Origin of the sequence: Brucella ciceri (genome assembly GCF_041930145.1) — a bacterium.
Lineage (GTDB): Bacteria > Pseudomonadota > Alphaproteobacteria > Rhizobiales > Rhizobiaceae > Brucella > Brucella intermedia.
Genome location: NZ_JBHEEV010000006.1, coordinates 119001 through 137118 on the forward strand (window position 1 = coordinate 119001; position 18118 = coordinate 137118).

Sequence of the window (18118 nt, forward strand, 5' to 3'; positions counted from 1 at the left end):
GCTGTTGCCCATTGCATACTGACATTGATATATGCCGTTGCGAAATAACTATCAATAGCCTTGGGAAATGCGCGGTTTTTCGGATAAACCCCGGATTAATCCAATGCATGATTTTACTGCCGGAAACAGTCTGTGGTAGGGATGTTCCGGTGAAACCATACAATCGGGCCGGATTGCCGGTCGATACAGAATGAACCTCAAGGGAGGCGTAATGGCAGAACAGAAATCAAGCTACGGGTATGAAGAACTCCTGGCCTGCGCGCGCGGCGAGATGTTCGGCCCCGGCAATGCTCAGCTTCCCCTGCCTCCGATGCTGATGGTCCATCGCATCACAGATATTTCCGAAACCGGCGGCGAGTTCGACAAGGGCTATATCCGCGCCGAATATGACGTGCGCCCCGACGACTGGTATTTCCCATGTCATTTCATGGGCAATCCGATCATGCCGGGCTGCCTAGGCCTCGACGGCATGTGGCAGTTGACCGGCTTCTTCCTTGGCTGGCTGGGCGAGCCGGGCCGCGGCATGGCCCTCTCCACCGGTGAAGTCAAGTTCAAGGGCATGGTGCGCCCACATACCAAGCTTCTTGAATATGGCATTGATTTCAAGCGCGTCATGCGCGGCCGCCTCGTGCTCGGCACGGCTGACGGCTGGCTGAAAGCCGATGGCGAAACCATCTACCGGGCAACCGACCTGCGCGTCGGCCTGTCGAAGGACAGCGAGAGCCAGTAAGGCGCCCCAATCATCATCATTCACGAGCGCGACTGCAAAAAAGTGAACAGTTTTCATGCGGCCGCGCTCAAAACATGCGAAGATCGCACCTATGTAACCGCGAACAGGCGGCAGTCCGCATGACGGCACGTCGCTCACGGATCAGGTGTAAAGGAGAACGCGATGCGGCGTGTGGTCGTAACGGGTATGGGGATCGTATCCTCGATTGGTAACAACACCGAAGAAGTCACGGCTTCGCTGCGTGAAGCGAAGTCCGGTATCTCCCGCGCTGAGGAATATGCCGAACTCGGCTTCCGCTGCCAGGTGCACGGTGCCCCGAATATCGACGTCGAAGCGCTCGTCGACCGGCGCGCGATGCGCTTCCATGGCCGCGGCACGGCCTGGAACCACATTGCCATGGATCAGGCGATTGCCGATGCGGGGCTTTCCGAAGAGGAAGTTTCCAACGACCGCACCGGCATCATCATGGGTTCCGGCGGCCCCTCGACACGCACCATTGTCGATTCTGCCGACATCACCCGCGAAAAGGGCCCCAAGCGCGTCGGTCCGTTTGCCGTGCCGAAAGCCATGAGCTCGACGGCTTCGGCAACGCTTGCGACCTTCTTCAAGATCAAGGGCATCAACTACTCGATCTCCTCGGCCTGCGCGACGTCGAACCATTGCATCGGCAATGCGTTCGAGATGATCCAGTATGGCAAGCAGGACCGCATGTTCGCGGGCGGCTGCGAAGACCTCGACTGGACGCTTTCGGTCCTGTTCGACGCCATGGGCGCCATGTCTTCCAAATATAACGACACGCCGTCGACCGCATCGCGCGCCTATGACAAGAACCGCGACGGCTTCGTGATCGCAGGCGGCGCCGGTGTTCTGGTGCTGGAAGACCTGGAAACCGCTCTGGCTCGCGGCGCCAAGATCTATGGCGAAATCGTCGGTTATGGCGCAACATCCGACGGCTACGACATGGTCGCTCCGTCTGGTGAAGGCGCGATCCGCTGCATGAAGATGGCGCTTTCGACCGTCAAGACCAAGATCGACTATATCAACCCGCACGCAACCTCGACCCCTGCCGGCGACGCACCGGAAATCGAAGCGATCCGCCAGGTCTTTGGTTCGGGCGATGCATGCCCGCCAATTGCCGCAACCAAATCGCTGACCGGCCACTCGCTGGGTGCCACAGGCGTGCAGGAAGCGATCTATTCGCTCCTGATGATGCAGAACAATTTCATTTGCGAAAGCGCACATATCGAAGAACTGGACCCTGCCTTCGCGGACATGCCTATCGTTCGCAAGCGCATTGACAACGCTCAGCTCAACACCGTGCTCTCCAATTCCTTCGGATTTGGCGGCACCAATGCAACGCTGGTTTTCCAGCGTTACCAGGGCTGAGGGAGAGGGAAAATATGGAAGGTCTGATGAAAGGCAAACGCGGCCTCATCATGGGGGTCGCGAATAATCACTCACTCGCCTGGGGAATTTCAAAACAACTCGCAGCACAGGGTGCAGAACTCGCCTTCACCTATCAGGGCGATGCGCTGGGCAAGCGCGTGAAGCCGCTTGCCGAACAGGTCGGTTCGGATTTCGTGCTGCCTTGCGATGTTGAAGATATAGCATCGGTCGATGCGGTCTTTGCCGAAATCGAAAAGAAGTGGGGCAAGCTCGATTTCATCGTTCACGCTATCGGCTTTTCCGACAAGAACGAATTGAAGGGTCGCTACGCAGACGTCACCACGCGCGAAAACTTCAGCCGCACCATGGTGATTTCCGCCTACTCCTTCACGGAAATGGCACAACGCGCCGAAAAGCTCATGAAGGACGGCGGCTCGATCCTCACGCTGACCTATGGCGGATCGACCCGTACCATCCCGAACTACAACGTCATGGGCGTTGCCAAGGCGGCACTTGAAGCCATGGTTCGTTATCTTGCCGCCGATTACGGCCCGCAGGGCATCCGCGTCAACGCGATTTCGGCTGGCCCGGTGCGTACCCTGGCCGGTGCCGGCATCGGCGATGCACGCGCGATCTTCAGCTATCAGCGCCGTAACTCTCCGCTGCGCCGCACCGTCGATATCGATGATGTTGGCAAATCGGCAGTCTATCTGCTGTCCGATCTTTCGAGCGGCGTTACCGGCGAAATCCACTATGTGGATTCCGGCTACAACATCGTCTCCATGCCCACGCTGGAAGAGCTGAAAAGCTCCGACGCCGAACGCGGCGAGTAAGCCCGTTTCACTAAAATAAAAAACCCGGCAGAAATGCCGGGTTTTTTGTTTTATTTCTTCGCATCGAAGATTTTAAAACCGTTTGCCTCCTCAAGAAGGGTCACATTCTTGAACAGCCCCTTGAGCGTCGTCTCATAGGGCAGTTGACGATTTGCGACCATCAGCAGACGCCCGCCGGTTTTCAACCGGGAAGCTGCCGCGGCAATGAATGCCTGTCCAAGCGACACATCCGTCACCCGCCCCTCGTGGAAAGGCGGGTTCATGACCACGGTGTCATAGATGCCCGTCAGTTTCTCGCTCGTCACATCGAACCAGTTGAAGCTGATCGGCACCGATGAGCCTAGCCGTTCCAGATTGCCGCGTGCGGCTTCCAGCGCCTCAAAATCAGCCTCATAAAGGTCTATTGCCTTGATGCGATCAGCAAACTTCAGGCATTGCGCAGCCAGATAGCCCCAGCCAGCGCCCAGATCGGCGACATTGCCGAAAACGATCTTTTCCATATGCGGCACGAGCAAGGCCGAGCCCTTGTCGATGACGCCGTGCGAGAACATGCCGGGTTCGGTCTGGAACATGTCGTCGATATTGGCGGCAAGCGGCTTCAGGGCGGCGATGAAATCGTCGGTAAGGTCGGCAGGCCTCCTGAGCCAGAACACCACGGCATGGTTCTTCGACATGCGGTCGCTGATTTCGGCAATATTGCCGACCCATTTGCGAAAACTGTCGATGCCGAGCTTCTTGTCGCCCGATACGGCGATCCAGCCGCCCGGCTCAACACGCGCCAGAAGCTCCGCAAACCACGCCTCGTTGCGTCCGCGATGTTTTCCGAGCAACAGTAGCCCACCGGCGAAACGGCGCTCCTCGTCCATTCTGGCGCCTAATCTGGGTACTGCCTTGAAACCTTCCTTTTCCAAGGCCAGCCAGTCGGGGCGCCAGGGTTGCAGGAAAGTGAGCGCCTGTTTCCATTCATCTTCAAGGCGCCGATCCGCAGAAAGACCGCAGCCAAGAAAGGACTGGCCTTCTGCAGGCATATCCAGAATGCCCTGATCGAAGGGGAGAAAGAGAGTTTGTTGTGCCGGTGTAATCATGGGCATCATCCATGGTCTTGAAATGAATCCCATGCAACAAAAAAGCGCGCCTCGCGGCGCGCTTTCCGATTTCACAGAAGATGCGACGCTTATTCAGCGTCGGCTTCTTCCTTCTTCTTTTCCTGGGCAATTTCCTTGCCGGTTTCCTGATCGACAACCTTCATCGACAGGCGAACCTTGCCGCGCTCGTCAAAGCCCATGAGCTTGACCCAGACCTTCTGGCCTTCCTTGACCACATCGGTGGTCTTGGCAACGCGGTCGGAAGCCAGCTGCGAAATGTGAACCAGACCGTCACGCGGGCCGAAGAAGTTCACGAAAGCGCCGAAGTCAGCGGTCTTGACAACCGTGCCTTCGTAGATTTCGCCGACTTCCGGTTCGGCAACGATCGAATGAATCCACTTCTTGGCGGCTTCGATTTCCTTGCCGTTCGATGAAGCGATCTTCACCGTGCCGTCGTCTTCGATGTTGATCTTGGCGCCGGTCTTTTCCACGATTTCGCGGATGACCTTGCCGCCAGAACCGATAACATCGCGGATCTTGTCGGTCGGGATGTTCATCACTTCGATGCGCGGAGCAAATTCGCCGAGCTCTTCACGCGAGGTCGACAGAGCCTTGGCCATTTCGCCGAGGATGTGAACGCGACCGCCCTTGGCCTGTTCCAGAGCGACCTTCATGATCTCTTCGGTGATACCGTCGATCTTGATGTCCATCTGCAGCGAGGTGATGCCGTTTTCCGTACCGGCAACCTTGAAGTCCATGTCGCCGAGGTGATCTTCGTCACCCAGAATGTCGGACAGAACGGCGAAGCGTTCGCCTTCCTTGATCAGGCCCATGGCGATACCGGCAACGGGACGTGCAAGCGGAACGCCTGCATCCATGAGAGCCAGCGACGTGCCGCAAACAGTTGCCATCGATGACGAGCCGTTCGATTCCGTGATCTCGGAAACGGCGCGGATCGTGTAAGGGAACTGTTCAGCGGAAGGCAGCATCGGATGGATTGCGCGCCAGGCAAGCTTGCCATGGCCGATTTCGCGACGACCCGGCGAACCCATGCGGCCGGTTTCACCAACCGAGTAAGGCGGGAAGTTGTAGTGCAGCATGAAAGGCTGCTTGTAGGTGCCGGTCAGGGCGTCGATCATCTGTTCGTCTTCGCCGGTGCCGAGTGTGGCAACAACGATAGCCTGAGTTTCACCGCGGGTGAACAGGGCCGAACCGTGGGTGCGCGGCAGAAGGCCGACTTCCGATACAATCGGACGAACGGTCTTCAGATCGCGGCCATCGATGCGGCTGCCGGTGTCGAGAATGTTCCAGCGAACGATCTTGGCCTGCAAATGCTTGAAAATGGTCGCGAACTGTTCCGGCGACATTTCGGTTTCTTCCACGCCTTCGGGGAAGAAATGTTCCTTCGCCTTTGCCTTGGCGGCATCGACGGCGGCATAACGGGCCTGCTTTTCGGTGATCTTGTAAGCGTCGCGCAGATCGTTTTCGACAACGGCCAGCATCTTGGCTTCGAGAGCCGACAGGTCTTCCGGCTGGAAGTCGCGCGGTTCCTTGGCGGCAACTTCAGCGAGCTTGATGATCGCATCGATGACCGGCTGGAAGCCCTTCTGGCCGAAAACAACGGCGCCGAGCATGATTTCTTCGGAGAGTTCCTGTGCTTCGGATTCGACCATCAGCACGGCTTCCGACGTACCCGCGACGACCAGATCGAGCTTCGATTCCGGCATTTCGTCGATATTCGGGTTCAGAACATATTCGCCGTTGATGTAGCCGACGCGTGCGCCGCCAATCGGGCCCATGAAAGGCACGCCCGAAATGGTGAGCGCTGCGGAAGCGGCAACCATCGAAAGGACGTCAGGATCGTTTTCCAGATCGTGCTGGACAACGGTGACGACAACCTGCGTGTCGTTCTTATAGCCATCGACGAAAAGCGGACGGATCGGACGGTCGATCAGGCGCGAAACCAGCGTTTCGTTTTCGCTCGGACGGCCTTCACGCTTGAAGTAGCCACCAGGAATCTTGCCGGCGGCATAGGTCTTTTCCTGATAGTTGACGGTCAGCGGGAAGAAATCCTGGCCTGGCTTCGGCTCCTTGGCAGAAACGACAGTCGCCAGAACGACGGTTTCGCCATAGGTTGCGAGAACGGCGCCGTCAGCCTGACGGGCGATCTTGCCGGTTTCGAGCGTGAGCGGACGACCGCCCCATTCGATTTCTACTTTATGGGTATTGAACATATCTTGTCCTCATGTGGTGATGCCGCGCAAAAGCGCCTGAAGGCATCGCCTCGGTTGGCGGACGGGCCACGGGCAAGACAACGGGAAGTTCGTAAGTGTCAGAACATTCATTTCCGAATACGCTCTGACACGAACTGCCTGCAATCCTGCCCCATGACTGGTCCAGGTCATGAGCCTTGTGGGCTCTTCATAGGCATGACGGAATGCACCCTGTGCGTCGTTTCATGCCAGCGGGCGTTCGCCCGATAGAGCGGATGCGCTCACATATGTTCGCGCTTCAACTCAATCTGTTGTTTCCAGGCATGTCTTCGTCCCAAAACCGGTTCCCGCTCTTGGGAGACATGCTCACAGTCGCATTTGATCGGTTCGCGGCTATCCGCATGACCAAATGCCGATAAATCAAACGGGCGACGTTTTGAGGCGTCGCCCGATTTCAACCTTAGCGGCGCAGGCCGAGACGGCCGATCAGCGCCTGATAACGCGCTTCGTCAATGCCCTTGACATAGTCGAGAAGGCGACGACGCTGCGAAACCAGCTTCAGGAGGCCGCGACGCGAATGATTGTCATTCTTGTGGCCCTTGAAGTGTTCGGTGAGGTTGGCGATACGCTCGGAAAGAACGGCAACCTGTACTTCAGGAGAACCGGTGTCGCCTTCCTTGGTGGCGTATTCCTTGATAAGTGCTTGCTTGCGCTCAGCAGTAATCGACATCGTAACACCCTTTCTAGATGAGAGGAAAACCAGACGCCCGGGCCGGGATGTCGTCCAGCGCGGGCCATTTACACGATCTGACATGCTGTTACGCATGATCGATGAGGGGCATATAGTGCAAAATTGGCAGGAATGCCAGTCTCAATTCAATTTGCCGCCTCACCGCCATCTTCCGACGAAACGTCAGCCGGTTGTGAAAACCCGCTTCGGCTTGAACTGTCCATGTTCGATATAGCCGATGGCGAGCAGTTTTCCGCGTGTGGTGACACAGGCTTCATCTGCCTCCAGAGGTGCATCGCGTCCGCGCAGGATCACCGGATTGCCGAGACGCACACGCTGCGCCTGATCGTCGGAAAGCGGCACCTGCGGCAGGCAGTCGAGGGCAGCACCCGTATCGATGACCAATGCGTCAATCGCCGAGAAATCCCGGCGTGGAGCCGGCTCCGCGATATTGCCGTCCTCATCCTTCGGCGGGAGCGGCGGCCATGCCTGTTCCAATTCTGCCAGCGTCACGGAATCCTCTTCCGTGAACGGGGCAACTTCGATGCGGCGCAGCTCCGAAATATGGCCGTAGCAGCCAAGGTCACGCCCCATGTCGCGCGCCAGCGAGCGCACATAGGTGCCCTTGGAGCATTCGACTTCGAACTCGGTGCAGTCGGCATCCGGAATGCCCACGATTTCCAGACGGTCGATCTCGACTTCGCGGGAAGGGATTTCGACCGTTTCGCCTTCACGGGCGAGGTCGTAGGCGCGCTCGCCGTCGATCTTGATAGCCGAGAACTGCGGCGGAACCTGTGAAATGACGCCAGTATAATTGGGCAGCAGTGCTTCGATATCCGCCCGCGACGGGCGCTTGTCCGATGTCTTGGTCGGCTGGCCTTCCAGATCGTCCGTGGAACGCTCCTCGCCCCAGGTCACGGTAAAACGGTAGATCTTGGTTCCATCCATGACATAAGGCACGGTCTTGGTCGCTTCGCCAAGCGCTATGGGCAGCATGCCGGAAGCAAGCGGATCGAGTGTACCGGCATGGCCGGCCTTTTCGGCATTGAACAGCCACTTGATCTTCGAGACCGCCTCGGTCGATCCCATCCCTTTCGGCTTGTCGAAAATAACCCAGCCGGATATCGGGCGACCTTTTTTCTTGCCCCGTCTTGCCATGCTTTACTCGTCTCCATTACCGGAAGCCTTGTCTGCCTCCCGGTCTTCTTCATCGTGATGCCCAAGGTCGCGGGCGACTTCCGGCGAGCGGAGCAGCGCATCGATCTTGGAAAAATTGTCAAAGCTGGTATCGGCCCGGAAGCGGAATTCGGGCATGTACTTCATCTGGCTGAGGCTGGGCGCCATGCGTCCGCGAATGAACTTTGCATTTGCAGCGAGCGCCTTGATAACGGCCTGCGTGTCGGCATCCCCGAGCGGGGTGATGAAGCAGGTCGCGATCTTGAGGTCGGGCGACATACGCACTTCCGAAACGGAAATCACCGTGCGGGCAATGAGATCGTCGCGGATCTCCCCGCGCTGCAGCACCTGCGCCAATGCGTGGCGCACCTGCTCGCCGACGCGGAGCTGGCGCTGGGAAAGGCCGCCCGAGCCTTTTGGATCTGGAGAACGTGCCATGGCTATATCCTCGATAAACAGCCGCCAATCGGCATCCAGCCGCGAAGGACTGTCCGACAACATGACTACAAATTGGCAGGCGTAATAATACGCAACTTACCACAATCCAGCCGGGAGTCAGACCCTCTGGACCGGATAATGAAAAGCCGGGCCGCCTTACGGCAGCCCGGCGAGACAGTAATCAGAGTGTGCGCGAAACGTGTTCGACGCGGAAGGCTTCGATGACGTCGCCTGCGCGAATGTCGTCGTAGTTCTCGAACGCCATGCCGCACTCCTGACCGGCCGGGACTTCCGACACTTCGTCCTTGAAGCGCTTGAGCGTCTTGAGCTTGCCTTCGTGGATAACCACGTTGTCGCGAATGAGGCGGACGCCTGCACCACGCTCGACCTTGCCTTCGGTGACACGGCAACCGGCAACCTTGCCGACCTTGGTGATGTTGAAGACTTCGAGAATCTCGGCATTGCCAAGGAAGGTTTCGCGGCGCTCCGGCGACAGAAGACCCGACATCGCTGCCTTAACGTCATCGATGAGATCATAGATGATGTTGTAGTAGCGGATTTCGATGCCCTGCTGATCGGCTGCGTCGCGTGCCTGCTTGTTGGCGCGGACGTTGAAGCCGATGATCGCGGCGTTGGAGGCTTCGGCCAGCGACACGTCGCTTTCCGTGATGCCGCCTGCGCCCGAATGGACGATGCGGGCGCGAACTTCGTCGGTGCCGAGCTTGTCCAGCGCATTGGTGATGGCTTCGATGGAACCCTGCACGTCACCCTTGATGACGAGCGGGAATTCCTTCGTGCCCGAAACCTGAAGCTGGTTCATCATCTGCTCGAGCGAACCGCGTGCACCGGACTGGCGAGCGACGGCCTTGTCGCGCGCCAGGCGCTGGCGGTACTCGGCGATTTCACGCGCCTTGGCTTCGTTGGCAACGACTGCGAAACGGTCACCCGCCTGCGGCGTACCCTGAAGGCCGAGGATTTCGACCGGCATAGCGGGACCCGCTTCCTTGACATGTTCGCCACGGTCATTGACCAGAGCGCGCACGCGGCCCCATTCGCTGCCCGCGACCAGAATGTCACCGGGATGCAGCGTACCGGTCTGAACCAGAACGGTTGCAACCGAACCACGGCCACGATCAAGCTGGGCTTCGACGACGACGCCTTCAGCGGTACGCGTCGGATCGGACTTGAGGTCAAGAATTTCAGCCTGCAACAGAATTGCTTCAAGCAATTTGTCGAGGTTGATCTTGTTCTTCGCCGACACTTCGACGTCGAGCACTTCACCGCCCATCGATTCCACGAAGACTTCGTGCTGCAGCAGGGCAGTGCGAACCTTCTGCGGATCGGCAGCAGGCTTGTCGATCTTGTTGATCGCCACGATGATCGGGACACCAGCCGCCTTGGCATGGTTGATCGATTCAATCGTCTGCGGCATCACGCTGTCGTCAGCGGCAACCACCAGAATGGCAATGTCGGTCGCCTGCGCACCACGGGCACGCATCGCGGTGAATGCGGCGTGGCCCGGCGTATCGATGAAGGTGATCTTCTGGCCGTTCTGTTCGACCTGATAGGCACCGATATGCTGGGTGATGCCACCGGCTTCGCCGGACACGACGTTGGCATGACGAATGGCGTCGAGCAGCGAGGTCTTGCCGTGATCGACGTGGCCCATGATGGTCACGACCGGAGGACGGGAAACCAGTGCGGCTTCGTTGTCGGCAACACCAAAGATGCCTTCTTCGACGTCCGATTCCGCAACGCGCTTGACGGTGTGGCCGAACTCTTCAGCGATCAGCTGCGCCATGTCGGCGTCGATCACGTCGCCCGGCTTCATCATCTGGCCCTGCTTCATCAGGTACTTGATGATGTCGACGGAGCGCTCGGTCATACGCTGGGCAAGTTCCTGCAACGTGATGGTTTCAGGAATGGTCACTTCACGCGAAATCTTTTCGCGGGTTTCCTGCATCTGCGAACGCTTGAACTTTTCCTGACGGCGGCGCATCGCCGAAAGCGAACGCGAACGGCCCTCCTCCTCAAGATTGCTCGTGAGGGTGAGCTTGCCGCGACGGCGGTCATCTTCGCCCTTCACAACCTTCGGTGCACGCACTTCCGGCTTGGCGGGGGTGCCACGACGTACTGCGCCGCGGCGATCATCGTCGTCATCCGATTGGCCGGGCTTGCGAAGCTGGCTCTGCGGAAGCGGCTTGCCCGGAATGGGAGCAGCATCGACGAGGCTCGGTGCCGGGCGCGGTCCGCCTTGCTGCGGACGGCCACCTTGCGGCGGGCGATTGCCCTGAGGGCGACCCGCCTCACGCGGACGATTGCCTTGCGGCGCCGGGCGCGCGTCATCGCGACGCTCGGTGCGGGCTTCAGGTTGCGGCATACGCTTGGCGGCTTCTTCCTCGGCCTTGCGGCGGGCATCCGCCTCGGCCTTGAGACGAGCTTCCTCTTCCGCCTGGCGACGGGCAGATTCTTCACGTTCCTTGGCGCGGCGTGCTTCTTCCTCGGCGCGGCGCTTGGCTTCCTCGACAGCGCGGGCGCGTTCTTCAACTTCGCGTACCTGTGCTTCTTCGAGTGCGCGGCGACGCGCATCCATTTCAGAGCGCGACAGCGTGTTGAGAACCATGCCGGAGCGGTCGGACGGACGCGGGCGCTGTGCCTGCTGTCCACCGGGGCGCTGTTGCATCGGGCGCTGCTGCGCGACATGCGGCTTCGTTACCGAAGCAGCAGGTGCTGCCGGCTTGGGTGCCGGAGTTGCAGGTGCTGGCGCACGCACTGCCGGAGCGGGCTGTGCAGCCTGGGCAGGCTGTGCGGCCTGAGCCGGTGCAGGGGCTGCAGGCGCAGGAGCCGCCGGGGCAGGAGCAGCAGGCCGTGGGGCCGCCGCTTCGACTTCCGGCTTCTCGTCAGGCCGCGAGAATTTGCGCTTCTTCGTTTCAACGACGACAGCCTTCGTGCGGCCGTGGCTGAAATTCTGGCGCACGGTGCTCTGCTCGACGCCTGGCCGCTTCATGGTCAGCGTCTTCTTCGTATTAACGCTCAGCGTCTTGTCGTCGTTCGTTTTATCGCTCATTACGTTTCCGTTTCCTTCGCGGCTCCGGCCGCTCTACTCGAGCATTATCCAACGCGACCCGGTCATGTTGGATAAAGCTCCAGTCATCCGCTTCAACGTGCAATCCCATCCGGGGCCTGCCAAACCCCTCCAGAGCTGCACTCTACTCCGAGTCCGATGCGCTTTCACCGCGATAGCGATGCAATATAAGCGCCCGCTTTACGAACCCGGCTGCCGCCTTTCCTTCAAGTACGGCTGCATGTATCACATTTCCGCCCCCAAATGCCAAATCCATTTCTTCTCCCGTAAAAAGAGAGAAAGAAGGGATTTCCGGACCATCCAGATGCACCACGGCACGGCGAGCCTGATCAAGCTTGCGTACGCCGTCGGCAGCGGCTTCCCTTGCGTGCAACACCATGGCGGCTGCCCCGGTACGGATCGCCTGATCCACCTTGGTCGAGCCCGACACCACAGCACCGGCCTTGCGGGCCAGAGCGAGACTGCCGAGAGCAGATTTCGTCAGCAGCTGGTCAACCAGCGCGCCAAGATCCGCCTGCGGCGTTACACCTTCTTTCAGCGCCCGCGCAAAAAGCTTGCGCTTGACCGCTTCATCCACCAGACGGCGCTCGGCCTTGACCCAGCATCCCCTGCCCGGCAGATTTCGTTTCAGATCCGGCACGACGGAACCATCGGGACCAGCCACGAACCGGATCAAATCATCGGCAGAACCGCTTTCGCGCGTGACGATACAGGTTCTGTCATTCATATCCTGCTCCACGCGTACTCCAGTCTTGCCACATCGCGGTCTGCCCACACATCGGACCCAACGCGGGCGCTGTACCAGAGCGAGAGCCCCACCACAACCCGTTAGAGCGCCATGGGTCCTCATAAACGCACAAAGGACGCTCCAAACCGATGAATCCAAGCACCGCGCTTTCCGAAAATCCCAACCGATTTTTCGGGTGGATGCTCAGGACGGCCACCACCGCCCTCGAAAGCCGCACTGGCCGATCAATCCGGATGAACGATGGCCATTTTTCAGAATTCAATTGCGAGAGCCGCACAGCTTACGCCTGAAATGAACCAGACGTAAGAGCCACGCGGCCCTCCTGTTCCAGCAGGCTTCTTAAGAAGCTGCTTCCTCTTCGCCAGCTTCGGCCTCTTCTTCCTGAGCCGATGCCAGTTCTTCTTCCGTGATCCATCCTGCCTTCAAACGCGCAGTCAGCACCATCTGTTCCGCATCGACGCGCGAAACGTCAAACGGGGAGAAGATGCCGCTATGGGCGACGGTTTCGCCGTCCTTGCGTTCACGCCAGCCGACGAGATCATCAACAGCATAACCGGCAAAGTCCTCGATCGTCTTCACGCCGTCTTCGCCGACAGCCACCAGCATCGCCGTGGTGATGCCCGGCAATTCGCGCAGTTCATCCGCGACGCCCAGTTCCTTGCGGCGATTATCCTGTTCGCTTTCGATGCGATCCAGATATTCGCGGGCGCGTTCCTGGATTTCGCCAGCCGTATCGTCGTCGAAGCCATCGATGGAGGCGATTTCGCCCGGCTCGACATAGGCCAGTTCCTCGATCGAGGCAAAGCCCTCGGAAGCCAGAACCTGACCGACCATCTCGTCGACGTCGAGAGCTTCCATGAAAAGGGTCGAACGTTCGGCGAATTCCTTCTGGCGACGTTCGGATTCTTCGTCTTCCGTCAGGATGTCGATGTCCCAGCCGGTGAGCTGGGAAGCCAGACGCACGTTCTGACCACGACGACCGATTGCAAGTGATAGTTGGTCATTCGGGACGACAACTTCAATACGTTCGGCATCTTCATCGAGAACAACCTTGGCAACTTCAGCAGGCTGAAGCGCATTGACGATGAAGGAAGCCGCATCCGGCGACCACGGAATGATGTCGATCTTCTCGCCCTGCAGTTCGCCGACGACTGCCTGAACGCGGGAGCCGCGCATGCCGACGCAGGCGCCGACCGGATCGATGGAAGCGTCACGCGAGACGACCGCGATCTTGGCGCGGGAACCCGGATCGCGGGCAACCGACTTGATTTCGATGATGCCGTCGTAGATTTCCGGCACTTCCATGGTGAAAAGCTTCGCCATGAAGGACGGATGGGTACGCGACAGGAAAATCTGCGGGCCACGCTGTTCGCGACGCACGTCGTAGACATAGGCGCGAATGCGGTCGCCGTAACGGAAAGCTTCACGCGGGATCAGTTCGTCACGACGCACAATGGCTTCGCCACGGCCCAGATCAACGATCACATTGCCGTATTCGACGCGCTTCACAGTACCGTTGACGATTTCGCCGACACGGTCCTTGTATTCGTCATACTGGCGGTCACGCTCGGCTTCGCGCACTTTCTGCACGATGACCTGCTTTGCCGACTGCGCGGCGATACGGCCGAAATCCATCGGCGGAAGCTGGTCAGCGATGAAATCGCCAATCTGTGCGTCCGGGTTGCGATCACGGGCGGTGAAGAGCGAAATCTGCGTCGCGTAATCCTCGACGTGTTCAACGACTTCGAGCAGGCGCTGCAGCTTGATCTCACCGGACTTCGCATTGATGTCCGCGCGAATGTTGCTTTCCTGGCCGTAACGCGAACGCGCCGCCTTCTGGATCGCATCGGCCATGGCCGCAAGAACGATCTCGCGGTCGATCGACTTCTCGCGTGCGACCGCATCGGCGATCTGCAGAAGCTCCAGCCTGTTAGCACTGACTGCCATTGGACTCTCCTTGGTGTCGCATCCGGCTCCTCAAGATGCCGGACGCCTGAAACTTATTCTTTATCTTCGGCTTCGTCCGATGCGGCTCCGTCGGACTGCCCGTCCGCTTCATCGCTACCGAGATCGTCACCCGGAATGCGGCCTTCGCGCAGGGCCTTGTCCTTGCGCAGCGCATCGCGGATCAGATCATCCGTCAGAACGAGGCGCGCATCCGAGATCAGATCGAATGGAATGCGCACGACAGGTTCGCTGCCATAGGAAATCTGGTCGCTTTCGATCACGACGGATTCCGCATCGCCCAGAACGATACGGCCACGGAACTTCTTGCGGCCTTCATGAACGATGGAAGTTTCCACCTTTGCAATGTGACCGGCCCAGTCGGCGAAGTCCGACTTGCGGACGAGCGGGCGGTCGATACCGGGAGAGGAAATCTCCAGATGGTATTTTCCATTGATCGGATCTTCCACGTCGAGAACCGGCGCGACGGTGCGGCTGACCAGCTCGCAATCGTCGACCGTCATCGTGCCGTCGGGACGCTCGGCCATGATCTGCAAGGTCTGGCCGTTGAGGCCGGAAAGGCGCACACGCACAAGGCGGAAACCCAGCGTATTGAGCACCGGCTCCACAATGCCTGCTACTTTTGCATCGATGCCCGTTTCGCGAATGATACGCTCATCCGCGCCTGCGGCTTCAATTGCCTGTTCCTGTTCCGTCACTCGATAAACCTTTTTACAGAGCCGTAAGTAACAAAAAAGAGCGGGTCCGGGAGGGCCCACTCTTGTTCAAACGACCAAGAATTTGAAACCTATATACCAGCGGAAGCGGATTTTTTCAAGACCGCTTCTGCTGTTCGATTCATTCCGTTTACGCCCAGCCGCTTCAACGGCGGATAAAGGTCAGATAGGCGGCGCGGCGTCCCTCGCGAAAAGCCTTTGCTTCATAGCGCGTGCCCGGCCAGCCTTCATAGGCATCATTCCAGCCGGACGGACCGTCCGCCTGCCAGTCGAATGCCGGGTGGCTGCGACAATGCTGGAGCGTCCAGTTGACGTAATGTTCGATATCCGAAGCAAAACGGAATTTCGCGCCGGGCTTCAACACGCGAGCGAAGCGGTCCAGATTGGCGTCGCTCACGAAACGGCGTTTCCAGTGGCGGCGCTTGTGCCAGGGATCGGGATAGAAAAGATCGATGCCCGTCAGGGAAGCATCCGGCAGCCAGTCCAATACCGCCGTCGCATCCTCATCATAGAGGCGCAGGTTTTGCCGCGTCTCTGCATCCAGTGCCGCCAGCATCTTGGCCATGCCGTTGATGAACGGTTCGACGCCGATGAAGCCTGTCTGCAGATAGCGGCCGGTTTCGTGGTGCAGATGCTCGCCGCCGCCGAAGCCAATCTCCAGACGCACGGCATCAACCTTTGCGTCAAAGAGCGTGTGCAAATTCTGCGGTGCCGGATTTTCGACATCGATCTTCAGGCGCGGCAGAAGATCCTCGAACAGGTTCTTCTGGTGGCTCCGCAAAGGCTTGCCGTGGCGACGGCCGAAGAAATTTCCGGCACCGCGCAGAGGATGAGTTTCTTCGGTCATACTTTATCCGTGGGCATCATATCTGGTGCTCTATCTATCTATTTTGACGCGCATCCAGTCCGAAAACCGTTTCACATTTTTCGGGATGCGTTCCAATAGCAGAAGAGCGCGATCCAAGACCGCGCTCCTCGAAATTCGTCGGCACACATAATGCCAAGCGGCTTTAGATGCAACTTCCCGCCGGAAGTTACGCCACCGCAGCCTTCAGAGCCTTGGTCAGGTCCGTCTTCTCCCAGGAGAAGGAACCGTCACGGCCCGGCTTGCGGCCGAAATGACCATAAGATGAGGTCTTGGCATAGATCGGCTTGTTAAGGTCGAGATGCTTGCGGATGCCCGTCGGCGACAGGTCCATGACTTCACGCAGCGCTTCCTCGACCGCAGATTCGGCCACCTTGCCGGTGCCATGCAGGTCGACATAGACCGACAGCGGCTGTGCAACGCCGATGGCATAGGAAAGCTGGATCGTGCAGCGGTCGGCAAGTCCGGCGGCAACCACGTTCTTGGCGAGATAACGGGCAGCATAAGCGGCGGAACGGTCAACCTTGGTCGTGTCCTTGCCGGAGAATGCACCGCCGCCATGCGGAGCGGCACCACCGTAAGTGTCCACGATGATCTTGCGGCCGGTCAGCCCGGCATCGCCGTCCGGTCCGCCAATGACGAACTTGCCGGTCGGATTGATGTACCAGTTGCAGTTGGCGGCTATCGGAAGGTCGCCGAGCGCTTCGCGAATATAGGGTTCGACAACCGAACGGACCTTTTTCGAATCCCAGCTTGCATCCAGATGCTGCGTGGAAAGAACGATCTGCGTAACCTCGGCGGCCTTGCCGTTCTCGTAGCGCACCGTAACCTGGCTCTTGGCGTCAGGCCCGAGCTTGCCCGCGTCACCCTCGCCCTTGTGGCGGGCTTCGGACAGCTTCTCCAGAATCTTGTGCGAATAATAGATCGGCGCCGGCATGAGATCAGGGGTTTCGCGGCAGGCATAGCCGAACATGATGCCCTGATCGCCCGCACCTTCTTCGCCCTGACGGTCTGCAGCGTTGTCCACGCCCTGCGCGATGTCGGCGGATTGCGGATGCAGAAGCACGTCGATCTTCACGGTCTTCCAGTTGAAGCCGTTCTGTTCGTAACCGATTTCACGGATCGCCTTGCGGGCCGCCGAACGGAAACGCGAAGGATTGATGAGCGGATGCCCGGCAGCATCATGGGCGATGGTGCCGTCCTTATTCTTCTTCAGGAAAGTATCCGGCACGCGCACTTCGCCGGCGATGACCACGCGATTGGTGGTCGCAAGCGTTTCACAGGCAACACGGACAGACCACGGATCGACGCCGGTGCGGCGCGCTTCCTTGTAGATCATGTCCACGATTTCATCGGAGATGCGGTCGCAAACCTTGTCCGGATGGCCTTCGGACACAGATTCGCTGGTGAAGAGATAAGAACTGCGCGACACGGGTAACCCCTCTTGAAAATCCAACGGAGAATATCTCCGCCATGGAAACACAGTAGCGCCCGGAACAGGTTCCAGCGTTCCGGGCACGGTAATGTGTTAGCGAAGTTGGGATTAAACCGTCAATGCATATTCTTGTTGCGACAGCGCCTCGGCACGAAAATTCGTTCCGCATGGCATTTTCCGACTGTTCCGGCGCCGTGAAGCGCCAACTCCGGCGGGACACGGCTATGTCCCGCACCTATCGCCTTTTCAGGATATGCAGTCAGTCAGCGTCCGCAGCGAGCGACTTCACGAGATCGATGATCTTGCGGCGCACTTTCGGATCTGAAATTTTCGTGAAGGCGCGGGTCAGTTGAACGCCTTCATTGGAATTCAGGAAGTCGACAACGTAGGTCGCTTCATTATCTTCTGCAAAACCGGCCTGGTTCGAGGAACCTGGTGCGTCCTCAAAAAAGAAGGAGACCGGGACATTCAGAATTGCCGAGATCGCCTGAAGGCGGCTTGCACCGACGCGGTTGGTGCCTTTCTCGTATTTCTGGATCTGCTGAAAGGTAATGCCGAGATTTTCGCCTAGTTTTTCCTGACTGAGGCCCAGCATGTTACGACGAAGACGGATGCGGCTGCCGACATGCACGTCAATGGGGTTGGGCTTCTTTTTATTCTCAATCATACAACTGTCACTCCTCGCAGCTGCGAGCTTTCATTCATGCTCTGTT

15 protein-coding genes are annotated in these 18118 nt (G+C 58.8%); 3 read left to right on the plus strand and 12 right to left on the minus strand.

Annotated elements, in window-relative coordinates:
* Positions 1 to 211 precede the first annotated feature (211 nt).
* The 3 genes from fabA to fabI all read left to right on the plus strand — a co-directional run bounded on the left by fabA (position 212) and on the right by fabI (position 2949).
* Positions 212 to 730, plus strand: a complete 519-nt coding sequence (fabA, locus tag JNC63_RS13590; RefSeq protein WP_063619863.1) for a 3-hydroxyacyl-[acyl-carrier-protein] dehydratase FabA — start codon at positions 212 to 214, stop codon at positions 728 to 730.
* Positions 731 to 892: 162 nt separating this feature from the next.
* Positions 893 to 2116 carry a beta-ketoacyl-ACP synthase I gene (gene fabB, locus JNC63_RS13595; RefSeq protein ID WP_025090645.1) on the plus strand — a complete coding sequence of 408 codons (1224 nt, stop codon included), beginning with the start codon at positions 893 to 895 and terminating at the stop codon, positions 2114 to 2116.
* Positions 2117 to 2130: 14 nt separating this feature from the next.
* Positions 2131 to 2949, plus strand: coding sequence for an enoyl-ACP reductase FabI (gene fabI / locus JNC63_RS13600; protein WP_006468162.1), 819 nt, complete (start codon positions 2131 to 2133; stop codon positions 2947 to 2949).
* Between the two features lie 50 nt (positions 2950 to 2999).
* Here the strand turns inward: fabI and JNC63_RS13605 are convergent, their stop codons facing one another.
* The 12 genes from JNC63_RS13605 to JNC63_RS13660 all read right to left on the minus strand — a co-directional run bounded on the left by JNC63_RS13605 (position 3000) and on the right by JNC63_RS13660 (position 18072).
* Positions 3000 to 4034 carry a class I SAM-dependent methyltransferase gene (locus JNC63_RS13605; RefSeq protein ID WP_063620057.1) on the minus strand — a complete coding sequence of 345 codons (1035 nt, stop codon included), beginning with the start codon at positions 4032 to 4034 and terminating at the stop codon, positions 3000 to 3002.
* 89 nt (positions 4035 to 4123) lie between these two features.
* Positions 4124 to 6268, minus strand: a complete 2145-nt coding sequence (gene pnp, locus JNC63_RS13610; RefSeq protein WP_021587631.1) for a polyribonucleotide nucleotidyltransferase — start codon at positions 6266 to 6268, stop codon at positions 4124 to 4126.
* 439 nt (positions 6269 to 6707) lie between these two features.
* Positions 6708 to 6977, minus strand: coding sequence for a 30S ribosomal protein S15 (gene rpsO / locus JNC63_RS13615; RefSeq protein WP_006473093.1), 270 nt, complete (start codon positions 6975 to 6977; stop codon positions 6708 to 6710).
* Between the two features lie 183 nt (positions 6978 to 7160).
* Positions 7161 to 8135, minus strand: a complete 975-nt coding sequence (truB, locus tag JNC63_RS13620) for a tRNA pseudouridine(55) synthase TruB (RefSeq protein WP_063619862.1) — start codon at positions 8133 to 8135, stop codon at positions 7161 to 7163.
* Positions 8136 to 8138: 3 nt separating this feature from the next.
* Entirely contained in the window at positions 8139 to 8591 is a 453-nt protein-coding gene (gene rbfA / locus JNC63_RS13625; protein ID WP_006473096.1) for a 30S ribosome-binding factor RbfA, read from the minus strand.
* A 181-nt stretch (positions 8592 to 8772) separates the two neighbouring features.
* The gene (gene infB / locus JNC63_RS13630; protein ID WP_025090642.1) at positions 8773 to 11658 is read right to left on the minus strand and encodes a translation initiation factor IF-2; all 2886 of its coding nucleotides are present in this window, start codon (positions 11656 to 11658) and stop codon (positions 8773 to 8775) included.
* A gap of 142 nt (positions 11659 to 11800) precedes the next feature.
* Positions 11801 to 12415, minus strand: coding sequence for an RNA-binding protein (locus JNC63_RS13635; RefSeq protein WP_312352258.1), 615 nt, complete (start codon positions 12413 to 12415; stop codon positions 11801 to 11803).
* Between the two features lie 348 nt (positions 12416 to 12763).
* Positions 12764 to 14371, minus strand: coding sequence for a transcription termination factor NusA (gene nusA / locus JNC63_RS13640; RefSeq protein ID WP_006468151.1), 1608 nt, complete (start codon positions 14369 to 14371; stop codon positions 12764 to 12766).
* Between the two features lie 53 nt (positions 14372 to 14424).
* Positions 14425 to 15087: a ribosome maturation factor RimP gene (gene rimP, locus JNC63_RS13645; protein ID WP_006473098.1), complete on the minus strand. Its 663-nt coding sequence runs from the start codon at positions 15085 to 15087 to the stop codon at positions 14425 to 14427.
* Between the two features lie 163 nt (positions 15088 to 15250).
* Positions 15251 to 15952 carry a tRNA (guanine(46)-N(7))-methyltransferase TrmB gene (gene trmB, locus JNC63_RS13650; protein ID WP_063619861.1) on the minus strand — a complete coding sequence of 234 codons (702 nt, stop codon included), beginning with the start codon at positions 15950 to 15952 and terminating at the stop codon, positions 15251 to 15253.
* A gap of 187 nt (positions 15953 to 16139) precedes the next feature.
* Positions 16140 to 17402, minus strand: coding sequence for a methionine adenosyltransferase (gene metK / locus JNC63_RS13655; RefSeq protein ID WP_006473099.1), 1263 nt, complete (start codon positions 17400 to 17402; stop codon positions 16140 to 16142).
* 262 nt (positions 17403 to 17664) lie between these two features.
* Positions 17665 to 18072 carry a helix-turn-helix domain-containing protein gene (locus JNC63_RS13660; protein WP_006468145.1) on the minus strand — a complete coding sequence of 136 codons (408 nt, stop codon included), beginning with the start codon at positions 18070 to 18072 and terminating at the stop codon, positions 17665 to 17667.
* Between the last annotated feature and the right edge of the window lie 46 nt (positions 18073 to 18118).